Genomic DNA, 16,963 nt, shown 5'->3' with positions numbered 1-16,963 from the left:
CTGCAGTACTTCCGCTAAAAAGCGTGAAGCGAAACAAATACATAGATTTTTTAATTGGGCAGTGTTACTGCCCTAAAACGGACTTTTTGACTTGTGGTAGGCAAATATGTTGACTCGCAAAATTGAATTTTTAGTTGGATGTTTTTTACTTACTGGTTTAGCCGCGTTTCTCACTTTGGTGTTTAACGTAGCGAATATCAAAATTGATAGTGGTGAAAGCACTTATGCCCTCAAGGCTCACTTTACTAACGTTGGTGGCCTTAAAGTACGCTCCCCTGTAAAAGTCGGAGGGGTAACTGTAGGCCGAGTGAGTGATATCACTCTGGATCCAAAACAACTGGATGCAGTAGTGACCATTCAAATCGACAAGCGCTACGACCAATTCCCAGAAACCAGTAGCCTATCCATTCTAACCTCAGGCTTATTGGGCGAACAATTCCTTGGTCTGACCCCAGGGTTTGTGGATGACGATATTTCAATGCTTAAGAATGGCGACCAAATTGAGAACACTCACTCAGCTTTAGTATTAGAAGATCTGATTGGGCAGTTCCTGTATAGCCTTGGCTCAAAAGATAAGTAGGAGCAACCCATGCGAAAGTTATTCTCCAAAATTTTATTACCTATCTGTTTAATGATCAGCAGCTTTTCTGTAATGGCCGCTGATATTAACACTAAAAACCCATACACCATGATCCAACAGGTAGCCGATCAAACCTTTGCACGTTTTAAAGCGGATCAAAGCAAAATTAAAGCCGATCCTAACTATTTAAAAACCATCATCACCGATGAGTTGTTACCTTATGTTGATTACAAATATGCCTCGTACATGGTCTTAGGTCGTAATTTACGTTCATCGTCGAAATCACAGCGCACGGCATTTGTTACCTCATTCAAAGACTATTTGATCAGCACCTATGCGACAGCCTTTACAGCGTACACTGATCAGCAAGTCAAATTTTCTCCAGCTAAGGATTTCAGTAATCAAAAAATTGTTACTGTACCTGTACAGGTGATTTCAGGTGGCCGTCCACCAATCAATATCTCTTTTAAAGTGCGTAAGCTGAAAAATGGCACTTGGAAAGTGTTTGATTTAGTGGCCGAAGGCGTGAGCTTATTACAATCTAAGCAATCAGAAATCGGTGGCTTGATCCAGCGCCAAGGCCTAGACTCTGTCATCAAGATGCTAAGTGAAAAAGCAAAAGCTCCTATTCAAGCAGCAGCTGAGACAAAATAATGGCACAATTCACTATTAATCAAGACAGCTGTGTTCTATCAGGGCGACTCTCACGAGAAGAGGTCGTCGCTCTCTGGACAAAACGCAAGAGCTTGTTAAGCTCACAAGTCAATCAACTTGACCTATCTGAGCTTAATTACATTGATAGTTCAGGCATTGCGTTTTTGTTTCATTTAGTCGAACAACAAAAACAGAATAACCTAATCTTATTGTTGGTGAACCCTTCCCAACAATTACAATCATTGATTGCGCTTTATAACTTGCAACCAATGTTTGAATCTCAAAATTCTTAAAAATTAAGGTAGTAATTCCGATGGAATGCAAACAAGTAGAAGAGCTATTACGCGCTCAGCTCGAACTTGACGAACTGTACGTAACTCAAGACGGTACCCACTACAAAGTGATTGCGGTTGCCGATATGTTTGGTGAACTTTCTCCAGTAAAACGTCAGCAGGCAATTTATGCGCCGTTATCAGAGCAAATTGCAAGCGGTGCTTTACACGCGCTAACCATCAAAACCTTTACTCCGGAGCAGTGGAAACGCGAAAAGCTCTTTAATATGCCAGCATAATCGGAGTACTTTGTGGACAAACTAACTATCGAGTCCAGCCAACCATTGGCTGGCAATGTCGTCATTTCTGGAGCTAAAAATGCTGCACTGCCCATTTTAATGGCAGGTGTACTCGCTGAAACCGATTTCATCGTCAGCAATGTACCCGATCTTCGCGATGTTCAAACCAGTTGTAAATTACTGCAATGCCTAGGGGCAGATGTAACAAAACTGGATGATGGCCAATTTAAAATCTCCACTCAAAACCTAGATCATTTTTGTGCGCCTTATGACTTAGTCAAAACCATGCGTGCGTCAATTTTGATATTAGGCCCACTGCTTGCCCGTTTTGGTACTGCCGATGTGTCTCTGCCTGGTGGTTGTGCAATCGGAGCACGTCCGGTCAACTTGCATTTGCATGGCCTTGAACAAATGGGCGCTCACATTGAAGTGGAAGAAGGTTACATCAAAGCCAGAGTCGATGGCCGCCTTAAAGGTACTCACATCATCATGGATATGGTGAGTGTAGGGGCAACCGAAAATCTACTGATGGCTGCGGTTCTTGCCGAAGGCACCACCGTCATTGAAAACGCTGCGCGTGAACCTGAAGTTATTGACCTTGCTCATTGCCTTGTTGCCATGGGCGCAAAGATTGAAGGTATTGGTACTGCAAAATTAGTGATTGAAGGCGTTGAGTCACTGAAAGGCTGTGATTATCGCGTGATGCCAGATCGTATCGAAACCGGTACTTTCTTAGTTGCAGCCGCGATCACCCGTGGGCGTATTCGCTGTTTAGATGCTGATCCGGCATCATTAGAAGCAGTACTAATGAAGCTAGAAGAAGCAGGTGCTGAAATCACTAAAGGCACCGATTGGATTGAACTGGATATGCACGGTAAGCGTCCAAAAGCCGTCAACATCAAAACCGCTGTTTACCCGGGCTTTCCAACCGACATGCAAGCACAATTTTGCGTATTAAATGCATTGGCTGAAGGTAATGCCACCATCAGCGAAACCATCTTTGAGAACCGTTTTATGCACGTACCTGAGCTGATTCGTATGGGCGCAAAAATGGAACTTGAAGGTCATACGTGTATCATCAATGGCATTGAGCAGCTCAAAGCGGCGCCAGTAATGGCGACAGACTTACGCGCTTCAGCAAGTCTTGTGATTGCGGGTTTAATGGCAGAAGGTAAAACCGTAGTCGATCGTATTTATCATCTTGATCGCGGTTATGAGCATATTGAGGATAAGTTTGAAAAACTCGGCGGTAAAGTTTATCGAGTGAAGTAGCTTTCACGAATTATTTTTACAGCTGCACCTCAAGTAAAAAAAGCCTTTTGAGCATTCAAAAGGCTTTTTTTGATCTGTAGCGGCAACTAATACCATTCACATCAATTAATTGTGTTTTAAGGGAAGCGTTAGTAAAGGAAATACAAGGCGCAATGACGAATCATAGCTGTAGCTATGGTGAGGAATTGCAACGATGTAGTTACAAAGCTAAGGCTTCATCTAAGACATAGTTAATTGGTACGAATGGTATAAAAGTTCAAATGGTGCATCCATGCACCGCAGAACCACACCCAACTCCATGTCAGGTTTTCATTATTTCTAATAATTGTCGACGGGTCGATAGCCCATTTAGGTGATTGACGGGAGGGTGGTTTGAGCTAGCGCTTGTTTTTTGGTTTAGGCAGAGGGAGAGTTTCTGCGAAACTCTAGAAAGTCGTGGGTTTACCACCCACACCCGTGATAGAGGGGACTCTACAGCAAGTCCCCTCTAACAACTCCCCGTGCCGCCCAACGGAGCTAAACGTTTCAGATTTTATTGAATAAATGCCTAACGCCTCTGATGGTACATCCATGTACCCCAGAGCCTAGCCCGACATCCATGTCGGGCTTACGTCATTTTATATTCAATAAAATCCGAAACAGCTCCAAAGGGGGAAAATTAGTTATCGCCCTAAATAACAATATGTTGAACATACATAGCTTTTTTCTAAACACAAAATAGAACCACCATTCCGTATAACTCTATGGTAATTTAAGAACTCAAACATTTCACCGTTTAAACAAAGAATTAAGAGTATGCCGAAAGGATATAAACCAACTATTTTTGTCAGTTCAACTTGTTTTGATTTAGGACAGGTAAGAGCAGAAATTAGAAATTTAATCATCTCTTTAGGTCTAGAGCCTCTACTGTCTGAATATGATTCTTTCCCAATATCTCCTGATATAGATACCGTAGCAAACTGCTTACAAAATGTAAGGGAAAGAGCCGATATTTTTATTCTGATAATTGGACCTAGATATGGATTTCAAACTGAGAATGGCAGATCTATTACAAATCTCGAATATATTGAGGCAAAGAAAAAAGGAATTCCGATATATGTTTTCATTAATCAAAATATAACTAACATTTTACCTATATGGAAAAACAATCCAAATGCAGACTTTACTTCACATGTCGAAAACCCCAAGGTTCTTGAATTCGTAGAGAGCGTCTCAGACTATAAATCCAATTGGATATATAAATTCAATGATGCTCAACACATTAAAGATGCATTGTTACAGCAAATTCCTTATCTTTTCATGGAATCGCTCATTGCTCGACAGAAGTTACAAAGCTCAAAATTCAAACTTCCAGAACAACTATATTCTGCCAATGCTGCAAAATTAATCATTGAAAAACCATACGGCTGGGTTTATTTACTTTTTGGCGAGCTATGTAAATTCTATCTAGATAGCCTAAGCCATAAAAAATTCGATTTAGAATATGGTATTTGTTTTAGTGATGTAGTCACTATTCACGACCCTTCCCAAGTCTTTCAATGGATGAGTAATCATCAATCAGAAATGTTAAAACTAATAGCCATTGTTTCGACTCTAATTAATAATGCTGCTGACGCATCTTTCAATGAAGCTCATACATCAGGATGTCACCAAAAAATCCAACATGTTAGTCAAAGATTGCTCGAAGCATATGAAAATATAATAAATTGGAAGCTTTCTTTTAAAAGGTTAGAAGTTGATGAAATATTCCATCCCTTGTTAAATGAACTATCTAGTTTTGCAGATGACCCTTTATACAAAATCGAGAAGTTTATAAATGAGCAATATGATGAAGTACCTAAAGCACTTGATAAAATAAAGGAAACAGGGGAAAGCGTAGAACTCAATTTAACATTTGTTTTAGAAGCTCCTGACATGGAGCATTATGAAAAAGAAGCTGAAATATTAATGTTTCATTTAAAGCATTAGGCTTTCAACTAGTTCTCAGAGTTCACCTTCTCATCCCATCGGAGCTGTTTCAGTGAGAATTGAATATCAAAATGGCGTGAGTCCGACATGGACGTCGGGCTAGACTCTGGGGTACATGGATGTACCATCAGAGTCGTTAGCCATTTATTCAATTATCACTGAAACGTTTAGCGACGTCTGGGCGGCATGAGGGTTTCCAAAGGGAGGTTTGCTGATGAACCTCCCTTTGGGCGGTGTGGTGTGCAGCACCACGAAAAATTACTCCCTAACTTGCCCTTCTCCTAACACCACAAATTTCTCTGTAGTCAATGCCTCTAACCCCATAGGTCCAAACGCATGTAGTTTTGACGTTGAAATGCCAATTTCAGCACCAAGCCCTAGCTCGCCACCATCAGAAAAACGTGAAGAGGCGTTGACCATCACCACTGACGAATTGATGCGGCGGATAAAGTCTTGTCCTCTAGCTTCATTTTCAGTGACGATGACTTCGGTGTGATCTGAAGTGTAGGTTTGAATATGCTCAATCGCCGCTTCATAATCATCCACGACTTTAACAGCAATTTCTTGAGCCAAATATTCAGCGTGATAATCCTCATCTGTGGCTAATTGTGCGTTATCAAAAAAGTCTCGGCTTTGTGGGCAAGCATGAATGATGACATTAAATTCTGCCATTGTTTGTACCGCTTTGGGTAAAAAAACATCGGAAACCTCACTGTGAACTAAAAGAGTTTCGATAGCATTACAGGCACTAGGGCGTTGGGTTTTTCCGTTCACTAAAATGGCTACCGCCTTTTCAAGATCCGCTTGTTCATCAATATAGAGGTGACACACGCCTTTGTAGTGTTGAATGACTGGAATACGAGAATTTTCAGTCACGTAGCGGATCAAGGCTTCACCGCCTCTTGGAATAACCAAATCGATATCTTCATTAAGCTTAAGCAATTCGCTGATCACACTGCGATCAGTGTTTGGTACTATCGTAATGATGGCGGTTGGTAGATTGGCTTGCTCTAGCACTTGATGCCAAAATTGAGCGATAGCACGGTTACTGTGAACCGCTTCAGAGCCACCACGAAGAATGACGCCGTTTCCTGACTTGAGACACAAAGCAGCGGCCTCTGCGGTCACATTGGGGCGCGCTTCATAAATCATCGCAATCACTCCCAAAGGAATACGCATCTTGCCGACTTTAATACCATTCGGGCGCTCACTAAAGTCGCCAAGTCGGCCAACAGGATCTTCTAAATGGATAATGTCCTCAATCGCACTGGCAATCCCTTCGACTCTAGACTCGGTCAATAACAATCTATCCAGCATGGCCTCGGTTAAGCCTTTAACTCTCCCCGCTTCAATATCTTTTTGATTTTCACTGAGCAGTAATTGATGATGTTGACGGATTTTGTCTGCCATCGCTTGCAGTAAGGTATTTTTTTGCTCTGCCGTTAACTGAGCGACTTGAGGTGTTGCTTGACTCGCTTGACGTGCTAAGCGAGCGATATCAAAGGTATTATTCTCTTTCATCTTATTCATTACCTGACATTATTTTACTCATCACAACAAAACGAGATCGTCTCGATGGATCACTTCTTGGCTAGGACAATAGCCCAATACGGTTTCAATTTTTTGGCTGCTGATCCCTTGTATACGGGCTAAATCACGGCTGGAGTATTGGCAGATCCCTTTCGCGATCAAACTTTCTTTTGGATCATCGATATAAGCAACAGTAATGGCAGCACCTTTACTGAACTCTCCTTTAATCGCTCTAATACCAATAGGCAATAATGATGCGCCTTTTCTTTGCAATGCATTCACTGCACCTTGATCCACCAGCAAAGTGCCTTCACTTTTTAAGGTGGTTTTTAACCAGCGCTTTTTCGCAGTTAAATTAGTCCCTTTAGCCGTAAAGCGAGTGCCAGGATTCTTTCCTTTCAATAATGTTAGAAAGACCTTAGCTTGAGTACCATTGACAATATAGGTATCGATACCTTGTTCACAGGCTTTATCAGCGGCTTGAATTTTAGTGCTCATGCCACCTGTAGCGAGTGGATTATTAGTGCCTCCTGCCAGTTGATAAATCTCTTTGGTAATATTAGGGATTTCGGGGATCAATTTGGCATCATAGACTTGGCGAGGATCGGCATCAAACACACCGTCAACATCACTTAATATCAACAGCGCATCAGCTTCAGCCACCATAGCAACCAACGCAGCGAGATTGTCATTATCTCCGACTTTAAGCTCTTGAGTTGCCACGGTATCGTTTTCATTAATAATGGGGATCACGTTATTTTCTAATAGCACCCGTAAGGTGTTTTTAATATTTAAATAACGTCTACGGTCTTTTAAATCGCCGTGGGTGATCAGCAGTTGTGAGCAAGCGCAATCGAAAAATCGTTGCCAATTGGCGATCATTTGCATTTGACCAACAGCGGCCATTGCCTGTTTAGCGGCAATTGAGGGCTGGCCTGAGCCATGACTGACATGATTTCGCCCTGCCGCAACACTACCTGAGGACACCAAAATCACTTCAATATTGCGCTGAAGGCATGTATTAATAAAGCCTGCAATGGCAAGTAAGTACTTACCTGAACACCCTTGCCCTTCGGGTGCGACTAAGGCGCTGCCCACCTTGATCACAATTCGTTTGTACTGCATTAGCGCCATCCAAGTATTTATGATTTTTAAGCTTAATTTAAGAGAAGAATGAAGATTAAATTTCGAACACACTCAGCATAAAAAAAGCACACTTGTTAAGCAAGGGTTAATTAGGGTACAGGCTTACCTCTTACCAAGGTTAGTAGCTCATACCAATGCTCACGCGTTAAGGTGATGGTTTGTGCTTGAACACAAGCTTTAATCCTATCAGGGTTAGTTGTTCCTAACACAGGTTGAATAGCTGCAGGGTGTCGCATTAACCAAGCTAACACTATCGCCTCCGGCGAAACCTGATATTCGCTAGCCAGCTCAAACACTCGCGCTCTAATCTGGCAGTCAGTTTGCGATGAAAGGTCACGAGTAAATCGTCCTTGTGCCAAGCAGCCCCATGCTTGTAATTGAATATTATTCAGTTGCGAATACTCGATAATTCCGGGAGAAAAACGCCCAGCTTCATTCATTCCCGCAGTAAGCCCTTCATTGACCCATTCGCAATTCGCTAGGCTCATTTCCAGCTGGTTAATAACAATCGGTATATTCAACTGGTGTTGTAAAAAATCCACTTGATAAGAGTGCATATTAGAAACACCTAAGTGATGGATTTTGCCCGCTGACAATAGCGTATTTATCGCCTCAGCAACTTGTTCTATTTCCATTAATGGATCGGGACGATGTAGCAGCAAAATATCAAGATAGTCCGTTCCTAAACGACTTAAGCTTGCTTCAACAGACTCTACTATCCAATTTTTTGAAAAATCATATCGTCCCACACTATGTTCATCAGCCAGCCGAATACCACACTTGCTTTGTATGATCAGGTCTTCTCTTGGTATGGAACTTGATTTTAATATTTCACCAAAAACCGATTCTGTTCGACCTTGTTTATAGATATCAGCGTGATCAAAGAAGTTTATTCCTAGATCTAAACAGGTATCCAAGGCATTGTGCATAAGTCTGCGATCTTCAGTGTTATAGCTTGACGCCTCCCATGCCCCGCCAAATCCCATGCAACCTATGGCGAAATTACTTACGTGAGGAAAATACTGTTTTAGTGGTAACTTCATACTGCAATTAAATCCTATAACCTTTGGGTATGAGCCCAAAATGGCAGCGCAATTAATACGGAAAATAAGTGGTTAATTCTGATAAGGAAGCATATTGATGTCAAAGGCTGTTTTTACAGTAACTCTGGCGCTTCAGCTCGTGCCAAACACCACACCTGAGACGAAATTCCCTGCCGTGCCAATAATTTCGCGATTTCGGCCACTGTAGTACCAGTCGTTACCACATCATCCACAATCGCGACTCGTTGAACATTAAGGGGTTGAGTTAAGGTAAATGCACCATGAAGATTTTGACGACGCTGTTTACCATCCAATCCTGCTTGCTCTTTGGTAGCTTGAACTCTCAGTAAATGCGTATCAAGTAAAGGTAACCCTAACTGCTGACTTAATGGTTTTGCTACCAACCATGCTTGATTAAAACCACGCTTTCTTTGACGTTTTGGGTGAAGAGGGACGGGAATGATGGCTTGCGGCATTGACAGTAAGTCTTCGTTTGCCAATTGAATGATTTTTTGATGTAAGGCGTTGGTTAACGCCTCTAATACCGCAAATTGCCGTTGGTATTTGATCGCGGCGATCCATCGTCCTAAGCCTTGATGATAACTGCATGGCGCAATAATCTTTATTGGCATTGATAGTTGGCACTGACCACAATATCGGATCAGCTCAGTCATACTCGCACCGCACCCTAAGCAAACTGGAGTCTGATATAAGCCTGCTTGTAAGCATACCGAGCAAATGCCACTCCCACCACTATCCACAGACTGATGACAAGCAATACACCGATTCGGTACACTGCGCTTGAGTAATTCTATAAAATAGCGTTGCAGTTGCCGCCACTGAGTACGCCAATCCATTGCCGTTCTCCTCTACGAAAGGAAGTCCATCGTGCCACAACCCAAATTAAATATCGAATCCAAAGGTCAAGGTCCAGATATTGTACTTCTACATGGCTGGGGCATGAACCACGCGGTATTTTCTCCTTTATTTGAGAGGCTTGAAGGCTATCGAGTCCATTATGTGGACTTACCCGGTTTTGGCCACAGCGCTCCGATATCAGGTAACCTTGATGCTTGGGTGGATCATTTGATGGAACACTTGCCTGACGATAGTATCTGGCTTGGCTGGTCATTAGGTGGATTAGTGGCAACCCAATTGGCGTTAACTTATCCAAATAAAGTGAAAGGCTTGATAACGGTTGCATCGTCTCCTTGTTTTTTGAGTAAACTCGATGAAAACTGGCTGGGAATGGATCCTAAGGTGTTGTCGCTATTTTCTGAGCAATTGCAATCAGATATCAAGAAAACCGTCGAACGCTTTTTAGCAATTCAAGCCATGGGCAGTAAAACCGCCAAGCAAGAGATCAAGCAGCTTAAACACGATGTGTTAACTCAGCCGCTTCCTGATCAACAAGCCTTAGCACAAGGCTTGTCTTTCTTGCAGCAAAACGATCTGCGCAAAGACATCTCGAATATTAATCTACCTTGGTTACGAATTTGGGGACGGCTCGATAGTCTTGTACCAAAAACTATCATTGAAACACTTCCTGCAACGCCCAATACCAGTGATGTATTAATGCACGAGTGCGCTCATGCACCGTTTTTTTCACATACTGAAGAATTTTGTGACATTCTATTGAAATGGTTATATAAAACTGGCTAAACTCTGTACAACATCTACCGTTCAGGGAAAGGGCAATGGCAATCACCACTCATTATGGCAACGTTCCCATTGCGCCAACCAATGTGGCTACCGATAGCGTTCGTAATGAGAATGAGCACAAAAAACCCATTCCTCCACCTAAATCCGTTTCGGAAATTCATAAAGAACGGGCCATCGATCCTGAAAGAGAACATGATGCAGAACAGGGGCAACAGCACAGTTCTCAACAGCAGGAGACTCTGGAGCAAAAACCTCAAGAGCAAGAGCCTGAAATTCAAAAAAATGTTACATCATCGATAACAGGAACGGCACATTCTCCCTATCCTGCTGCGCTTAAACGTTCAGATATTCATATTGGCGCAGAGCCGCCGATTATTTTAGATCACGACTCGACAACTCAAGTCGCACCCACAGAAGCAAAAAACGTCCGTCAGCAACTTAATAAAGTGTATCAAGAAAAAGAGAGCCCACCTCGACGCCTGATCATCGATGAAGAGTTATAATAAAAAATCTAAATTTCAAGCGGTTGAATTTACAGGAGAAAGGATAAGCAATAAGCTGAATGTCCGAGGCATGGATGCCGAGGCCAAGCGCCCATGGATGGGCTTGTAGCGTTTCAGCGTTTGCTTATCCTTTCTTTCCTTAAAACATGCGGATTCGTCAGTGCATAGACAGGAACGACATTAAACCTTTAAAGGTTACTACTTTTTCAACTTAGCAAAGGCTTCGGCAAAAGCGTTACCCATAGCGGCATTTTTAGGTGTCTTATTTTGCTTTTGCTGAGGTTTATGCTGCTTATTACCCGCCTTAGGCTTAGCTTTGTTATCGCGCTGCCCATTGGCACTAGCTTTCGCTGTCGCAGCAGACTCGTCCATTTTCATAGTTAACGCAATTCGGCGACGCTCGACATCCACATCGATCACTTTAACTTTCACCACATCACCTGCTTTTACAATAGTATGTGGATCGCTAACAAACTTATCGGTTAATGATGAAATATGCACTAAGCCATCTTGGTGAACCCCTACATCGACAAAGGCACCAAAATTGGTCACATTGGTGACAACACCTTCGAGGATCATATCCAGTTTTAAATCTTTAACGTCTTCGACACCTTCTTTAAAGCTGGCGGTTTTAAATTCACCACGAGGATCACGCCCCGGTTTTTGAAGCTCTGTAATGATGTCATTGACTGTGACTACACCAAATTGGTCATCGGCATAATCACTGGCATTTACGGCTGCAAGCTTTTCAGCATTACCCACTAAATCAGTGACAGAAACCTGTAACTGTTGCGCCATTTTCTCCACAACACCATAAGCTTCAGGGTGAACGGCAGAGGAATCCAATGGGTTATCACCACCTTGAATTCTCAAGAAACCTGCGGCTTGCTCATAAGCTTTAGGGCCAAGGCGTGCCACTTTCAACAATTGTTTGCGATTAGTAAAACTGCCATTTCCATCACGGTAGTTCACCACATTTTTAGCGAGCGTTTTATTAAACCCTGCAACTTGAGCGAGTAACGGCTCAGATGCCATATTTAAATCAACACCCACAGCGTTTACGCTGTCTTCCACTACCGCTTCAAGTGAACGCGATAGCTGGCTCTGGTTCACATCGTGCTGATATTGGCCAACGCCAATGGATTTAGGCTCGATTTTAACCAGTTCTGCCATTGGATCTTGTAGGCGGCGAGCAATCGACACAGCGCCGCGAAGTGACACATCGAGATCTGGAAATTCTGCCGCGGCTAATTCAGAAGCTGAGTAAACAGAAGCGCCCGCTTCACTGACCATGACTTTAGTCACTTTGTTTTTAATTTCCGTCAGGCTGGCAATCACCTCGCCTGCAAGCTTGTCGGTTTCACGTGAGCCTGTACCATTACCGATGGCAATCAGTTCCACCTTGTGCATTTTCACTAAATTGGCGATTGAACGAGCTGACTTATCCCACTGATTTTGTGGCGCATGAGGGAAAATTGTGGTGTGTGCCACTAGCTTGCCAGTGTCGTTAACAATAGCCACTTTAACACCGGTTCGGATCCCGGGATCTAAGCCCATGGTGACTTTGCTGCCCGCAGGGGAAGCCATCAGTAGATCGTTAAGGTTACGCGCAAAGACTTTTATGGCTTCATCTTCGGCACGCTCTCTTAATGCGGCAATAAACTCTGTTTCCATTTGCATTGAGATTTTCACTCGCCACGTCGATGCAACGACAGTAGCAAGCCATGTATCCACTTCGGAGTTTGAAAGTGATAATTTAAGGTGATCACGAATGATGATTTCGCAATAGCTGCCTGCTTTTGCTTCTGAATCAGGATCGGCATTTAAACTAAGTGCCAGTATGCCTTCAGTGCGACCACGAAGCATGGCTAATGCGCGATGTGAAGGGACTTTGGTAATGGCTTCGTTATGCTCAAAATAATCTCTAAATTTTGCGCCTTCTTTATCTTTGCCTTTCATCACCCGACTTTCAAGCTGAGCGTGTTGCTCAAGATGTTTACGTATCTTACGCAGTAATTCGGCATCTTCGGCAAAACGTTCCATTAAAATGAAACGAGCGCCATCTAGAACTGACTTTTCATCAGCAACGCCTTTTTCCGAATTGATATATTCGGCTGCTTTGTCATTTAATGAAGCTTGACGATTCGATAATAAGAAGTCCGCTAAGGGCTCAAGCCCAGCTTCTTTAGCGATTTCCCCTTTAGTGCGGCGCTTTGGTTTAAAGGGTAAATACAGATCTTCTAAGCGAGTCTTAGTGTCCGCTTGTTGTATTTCATGCTTAAGGGATTCCGTGAGTTTTCCTTGAGCTGAAATACTGGACAACACCACTTCTCGACGCTCGTTCAATTCTCTTAAATAGCTAAGGCGAGACTCTAACGTTCGCAGCTGAGTATCATCAAGCCCACCCGTGGCTTCTTTACGATATCGGGCAATGAAGGGAACAGTCGCACCATCATCTAATAACGTAATGGCGGCAGACACTTGAGACTGATTGGCAGATAACTCGTGAGAAATGGTTTGAACTATAGACTGCATAAAATCTTCTACTATCGAACTCAAAAAAATGATGGTTAACATAGCATAACTTACACCCTTAAACCCCTTTTTTCAGTAAGTGCTTTATGTTCAACCAATCGTATACGACCTTACCTAAGTATCTACCTATGTTTTTCTCAATATGAATCGTTGATTTCTGTTGTGATTTAAGTAAGGTGTTTTTCTTGTTATTTATTTGAGACATCCCTTTGCGTACCAATTTGATCACCCCTGAAGGCTTTGAGAAATTACAAAAAGAGTTGGATTATCTGTGGCGGGAATACCGCCCTGAAATCACCAAAAAAGTCGCTTGGGCAGCCAGTCTTGGCGATCGCAGCGAAAATGCCGATTACAAAGAAAATAAACGCCTTCTGAGACAAATTGACAGCCGAGTGCGATTTTTACGGAAGCGTTTAGAAGCCTTAAAGGTGGTTCATCATGCCAAAGAGCAAGATGGAAAAGTCTTTTTTGGTGCTTGGGTGGAAGTGGAAAATGAGCAAGGTGAAACTAAGTCATTTCGCATTGTCGGACCTGATGAAATCTATGGTAATAATGATTACATTTCTATTGATGCGCCGATGGCTAGAGCCTTGTTAAAAAAGGAAGTGGACGATGAAGCGGTCGTCAACACTCCTGCAGGGAAACAAGTTTGGTATATCAATAGTATTCGCTATTAATAAATAGCATTGAGCCCGCGAGTGGTGGCTTGGAAATCTTGTAAGCTCTCGTCCTCCAGATCTAACAAATCGAGTGCAGATGACATCCATTGAGTACCTTGCTCTCGTTTGTCTTCAAGCTCTATTCTCAGCTTTTCCATTTGTCGATCAATATACATTTCTTCTTTACTGAGTTCCGCTTGGATCTGGCTCTGAGTAGGTCCGACTACTTTTAGGGTTTCCACGCCTTTTTTATTTGTCACGAGCTCTGTACGCCTCATCGCAGGAGAATGCTTAAGCTGCTTTGCCATTTGCTTTAAACGCTTCACTTTTGCTTCACCGCGAAGATCGAGTTCGGTTCTGAGATTAGCAATTTCTGTTTGAATACCTTGATACTCAGGAGAACGTTTCAGTCTTGCGATTGCTGCCGCTCTGTCAGTATCTGAATGTTCTGCTTTAATGTCTTGTTGGCTGTCATCTGTAGCTTGTGCATCGTGAAATGAGACTTGGTCGTTTTCTGCATGAAACTGTACCGTTCCCGAATGCTGCTGACTCCATTGCAGGCGTCTATCACTCACTTGCTGCAATTTTTGCTTTAGTGCTTGTTCGGCTTGTTGCTGTTTTTGTTCAATCTCAGATAGTTGGTGCAGGGCTCGCTTTGAGGTTTTTAGTAAAGGCGTGGCCTCGCCCGCCGAACTCAGTTCATCGTCACTTTCATCAATTTCAGGTAATTGAGAAAGCGTAACAGGCGTCGCTAGCGCATCTTGTTGTTTTATATATGACTCTTTGGCACTGTAATAGCCTTGCTTTGCCGCATTTTTAAGCACAGCTGGCGCTTTTTCTCTGATTGTCTCGTTGGAGGATAACGTCGCAAATGCCAATAATCCACGTGTCGCAATCGATATTCTATCGGCAAATTTAAAGGCTTTGCCATCTTGGTACCCCAATTTTTTCAACGCTGCAAATGCCATATTACCGACGGAGTCTTGCCCCATAGGCAGTAAGTCTGACCGCTTACCTTTCCAATCCATATAGGAACAAATACTATCTCCTACAGCCACACCAAGGTGTGTCGTAGCTAAAAACAATAAAGGAGCTGTAGCGCCACCTGTGCCAATCGTCGTCAGCAAGGTAACGCCAACGGCGACCCCTGAGCCAATCGCGAGAGCTAAGTTCTTAATAAAGGCTTTTTTCTTGATATTAACGCCTTGAGTTTCGGCGTCTTTATGAGATTGCGCGGCTTTTTCAACTTGTGAAGTCACGTCGGTACGTGGCTCTGAGGAAACTTGTTCAGATGGTTTGGCTGTATCGAGCTTAATTTGGGTAGGTTCAAAGGCTTTAGCTGACGTAATTTCAACGGTCGGTTCATCACCGTTCGTAAATTTAACCTGTAAACCTTCGGTCGAGATACTACCATCGAAAGAGCCCATACTGCCGTCCTACATCCCTGTGTTATCAAGAGTATAGTCGAAGACTCTAAAAAAAAGCCCACGCTCGATTGCATGGGCTATTTCTATTAATCAATTGTCCCGTCCTGAAATGTGTTTACACATTTAGGACTTATTATGACAAACCCAGATCCTACCTATATAAAACGTACACAACGTGATTATTCATTAGGCTTTAAATTGCAGGTTGTTGCAGCTGTTGAAAAAGGTGATATGACCTATAAGCAAGCTCAAAAAATCTATGGTATCCAAGGTCGCTCAACAGTACTTACATGGTTGAGAAAACACGGTAAGCTAGATTGGTGTCAACCACCGAAAATAACCATGTCTAAATCACCTAAAGCCAAAGAAACACCAGCTCAAAAGATTAAGCGCTTAGAGCGAGAGTTGAAGGATGAAAAGTTACGTAACCTATTACTTAATGAAGTCGTCGATATTATTGATGCTGAACATGGTATAGGGTTGCGAAAAAAGCTTATAGCCAAGGAGCAAGAAACCTTCAGGTACAAAAGCAAGTAAGTTTAAGCAAGGCTTGTAAGCTTCTTGGCATGACGAGGCAATCAATTTATCAAAGGGAATATAGAGATAAAAAACGGGCTATCATGTTAGCTCCAGTAAAAAATATGGTGCTAGCGTTACGGCGATTTATGCCACGATTAGGCGGTAGGAAACTGTACTATCTTCTGAAGCCTCAACTTATGGAGGAAGGCATAAAGCTCGGGCGAGATGGCCTATTCGACTATCTGAGGGAAGAACACCTGCTAATTCAACCCAAGCGTAGTTATAGGAAAACGACTAACAGTAAGCATTGGATGAAAAAGCATCCGAATTTGTTAAAGGATTACACGCCACAAAGAGCTGAAGAAGTCTTGGTAAGTGATATCACTTATGTGGAAAGTGATGATGGTGTGCATTATCTCTCGCTTGTCACTGACGCTTATAGTCGAAAAATAATGGGCTATGAATTAAGTGATGGAATGAAAGCGACAGACGTGGTTAAAGCGCTAGATATGGCTGTTAGCCATAGGTGTTATAGACGTAACGCAATTCATCACTCAGACAGAGGGTTACAATATTGCTCTGCTATTTATCAGAATAAACTTAAGCAAAATAATATAGTACCCTCAATGACTGATGGTTATGACTGCTATCAAAATGCACTCGCAGAGAGGGTGAATGGTATACTGAAGCAGGAGTTCCTTGTATATCAATGTAAAAATATTGATGAATTAAAGTTGCTCATCGATGAATCAATAGCGATATACAACGATATGAGACCGCATTTAAGTTTAGAGATGAAAACACCGAACCAAGTGCATAAAAAAATCCAAGAGCAAATGCTCTTGGATTTACATTAAAACCGTCAACGTATTTTAGGACGAGACAAATCACGCC

The 16,963-nt window shown here is 42.6% G+C and carries 17 protein-coding genes; 10 read left to right on the top strand and 7 right to left on the bottom strand.

The window, feature by feature from the left end; all coding sequences use genetic code 11:
• Positions 1-106 precede the first annotated feature (106 nt).
• The 6 genes from mlaD (at position 107) to E2H97_RS01410 (ending at position 5,045) form a co-directional block, all read left to right on the top strand.
• Positions 107-580, top strand: a complete 474-nt coding sequence (mlaD, locus tag E2H97_RS01435) for an outer membrane lipid asymmetry maintenance protein MlaD (RefSeq protein ID WP_133405473.1) — start codon at positions 107-109, stop codon at positions 578-580.
• A 9-nt stretch (positions 581-589) separates the two neighbouring features.
• Positions 590-1,234, top strand: a complete 645-nt coding sequence (locus tag E2H97_RS01430; RefSeq protein ID WP_133405472.1) for an MlaC/ttg2D family ABC transporter substrate-binding protein — start codon at positions 590-592, stop codon at positions 1,232-1,234.
• Positions 1,234-1,527 carry an STAS domain-containing protein gene (locus E2H97_RS01425; protein WP_133405471.1) on the top strand — a complete coding sequence of 98 codons (294 nt, stop codon included), beginning with the start codon at positions 1,234-1,236 and terminating at the stop codon, positions 1,525-1,527. Before E2H97_RS01430 ends, E2H97_RS01425 begins: the two co-directional genes overlap by 1 nt.
• Positions 1,528-1,547: 20 nt before the next feature.
• A complete protein-coding gene (locus tag E2H97_RS01420; RefSeq protein ID WP_133405470.1) occupies positions 1,548-1,805 on the top strand; it encodes a BolA family protein in 258 nt (85 codons plus the stop codon).
• A 12-nt stretch (positions 1,806-1,817) separates the two neighbouring features.
• On the top strand, positions 1,818-3,077 hold the full coding sequence (gene murA, locus E2H97_RS01415; protein WP_133405469.1) for a UDP-N-acetylglucosamine 1-carboxyvinyltransferase: 1,260 nt from the start codon (positions 1,818-1,820) through the stop codon (positions 3,075-3,077).
• Positions 3,078-3,872: 795 nt separating this feature from the next.
• Positions 3,873-5,045 carry a DUF4062 domain-containing protein gene (locus tag E2H97_RS01410; RefSeq protein WP_133405468.1) on the top strand — a complete coding sequence of 391 codons (1,173 nt, stop codon included), beginning with the start codon at positions 3,873-3,875 and terminating at the stop codon, positions 5,043-5,045.
• Positions 5,046-5,303: 258 nt separating this feature from the next.
• Here the strand turns inward: E2H97_RS01410 and E2H97_RS01405 are convergent, their stop codons facing one another.
• From E2H97_RS01405 to E2H97_RS01390, 4 genes are all read right to left on the bottom strand, one after another.
• Positions 5,304-6,566 carry a glutamate-5-semialdehyde dehydrogenase gene (locus tag E2H97_RS01405; RefSeq protein WP_133408538.1) on the bottom strand — a complete coding sequence of 421 codons (1,263 nt, stop codon included), beginning with the start codon at positions 6,564-6,566 and terminating at the stop codon, positions 5,304-5,306.
• A 30-nt stretch (positions 6,567-6,596) separates the two neighbouring features.
• Positions 6,597-7,709 carry a glutamate 5-kinase gene (gene proB, locus E2H97_RS01400; RefSeq protein ID WP_133405467.1) on the bottom strand — a complete coding sequence of 371 codons (1,113 nt, stop codon included), beginning with the start codon at positions 7,707-7,709 and terminating at the stop codon, positions 6,597-6,599.
• 101 nt (positions 7,710-7,810) lie between these two features.
• The gene (locus tag E2H97_RS01395; RefSeq protein ID WP_133405466.1) at positions 7,811-8,764 is read right to left on the bottom strand and encodes an aldo/keto reductase; all 954 of its coding nucleotides are present in this window, start codon (positions 8,762-8,764) and stop codon (positions 7,811-7,813) included.
• A 113-nt stretch (positions 8,765-8,877) separates the two neighbouring features.
• Positions 8,878-9,621: a ComF family protein gene (locus tag E2H97_RS01390; RefSeq protein ID WP_133405465.1), complete on the bottom strand. Its 744-nt coding sequence runs from the start codon at positions 9,619-9,621 to the stop codon at positions 8,878-8,880.
• Positions 9,622-9,724: 103 nt separating this feature from the next.
• Here E2H97_RS01390 and bioH point away from each other — a divergent pair, with 103 nt between their 5' ends.
• A complete protein-coding gene (gene bioH, locus E2H97_RS01385; protein WP_246029079.1) occupies positions 9,725-10,426 on the top strand; it encodes a pimeloyl-ACP methyl ester esterase BioH in 702 nt (233 codons plus the stop codon).
• Between the two features lie 35 nt (positions 10,427-10,461).
• Complete coding sequence (locus tag E2H97_RS01380) at positions 10,462-10,929, top strand: hypothetical protein (protein WP_133405463.1); 468 nt, start codon at positions 10,462-10,464, stop codon at positions 10,927-10,929.
• Positions 10,930-11,127: 198 nt separating this feature from the next.
• On the opposite strand, the gene E2H97_RS01375 is transcribed toward E2H97_RS01380, so the two are convergent.
• Together E2H97_RS01375 and E2H97_RS18765 are read right to left on the bottom strand one after the other, a co-directional pair.
• Positions 11,128-13,464: a Tex family protein gene (locus E2H97_RS01375; protein WP_133405462.1), complete on the bottom strand. Its 2,337-nt coding sequence runs from the start codon at positions 13,462-13,464 to the stop codon at positions 11,128-11,130.
• A 58-nt stretch (positions 13,465-13,522) separates the two neighbouring features.
• Complete coding sequence (locus tag E2H97_RS18765; RefSeq protein WP_170308218.1) at positions 13,523-13,669, bottom strand: hypothetical protein; 147 nt, start codon at positions 13,667-13,669, stop codon at positions 13,523-13,525.
• Positions 13,670-13,673: 4 nt separating this feature from the next.
• Between E2H97_RS18765 and greB the strand changes: the two genes are divergently transcribed.
• Positions 13,674-14,141, top strand: a complete 468-nt coding sequence (gene greB, locus E2H97_RS01370; protein WP_133405461.1) for a transcription elongation factor GreB — start codon at positions 13,674-13,676, stop codon at positions 14,139-14,141.
• Here greB and E2H97_RS01365 read toward each other — a convergent pair.
• Positions 14,138-15,550 carry a hypothetical protein gene (locus E2H97_RS01365; protein ID WP_133405460.1) on the bottom strand — a complete coding sequence of 471 codons (1,413 nt, stop codon included), beginning with the start codon at positions 15,548-15,550 and terminating at the stop codon, positions 14,138-14,140. The two genes, greB and E2H97_RS01365, sit on opposite strands and share 4 nt — an antisense overlap.
• 135 nt (positions 15,551-15,685) lie before the next feature.
• Between E2H97_RS01365 and E2H97_RS01360 the strand changes: the two genes are divergently transcribed.
• Positions 15,686-16,926 (top strand): IS3 family transposase gene (locus tag E2H97_RS01360; protein ID WP_133405459.1). Its coding sequence is split into 2 segments (ribosomal slippage): positions 15,686-16,046 and positions 16,046-16,926, totalling 1,242 coding nucleotides; the frame shifts between segments, so codons are not numbered across the junction.
• Positions 16,927-16,963: the final 37 nt, after the last annotated feature.

The organism is Parashewanella tropica (assembly GCF_004358445.1).
Taxonomy (GTDB): Bacteria; Pseudomonadota; Gammaproteobacteria; order Enterobacterales; family Shewanellaceae; genus Parashewanella; species Parashewanella tropica.
This window is presented reverse-complemented; position numbering and strand designations above follow the sequence as displayed.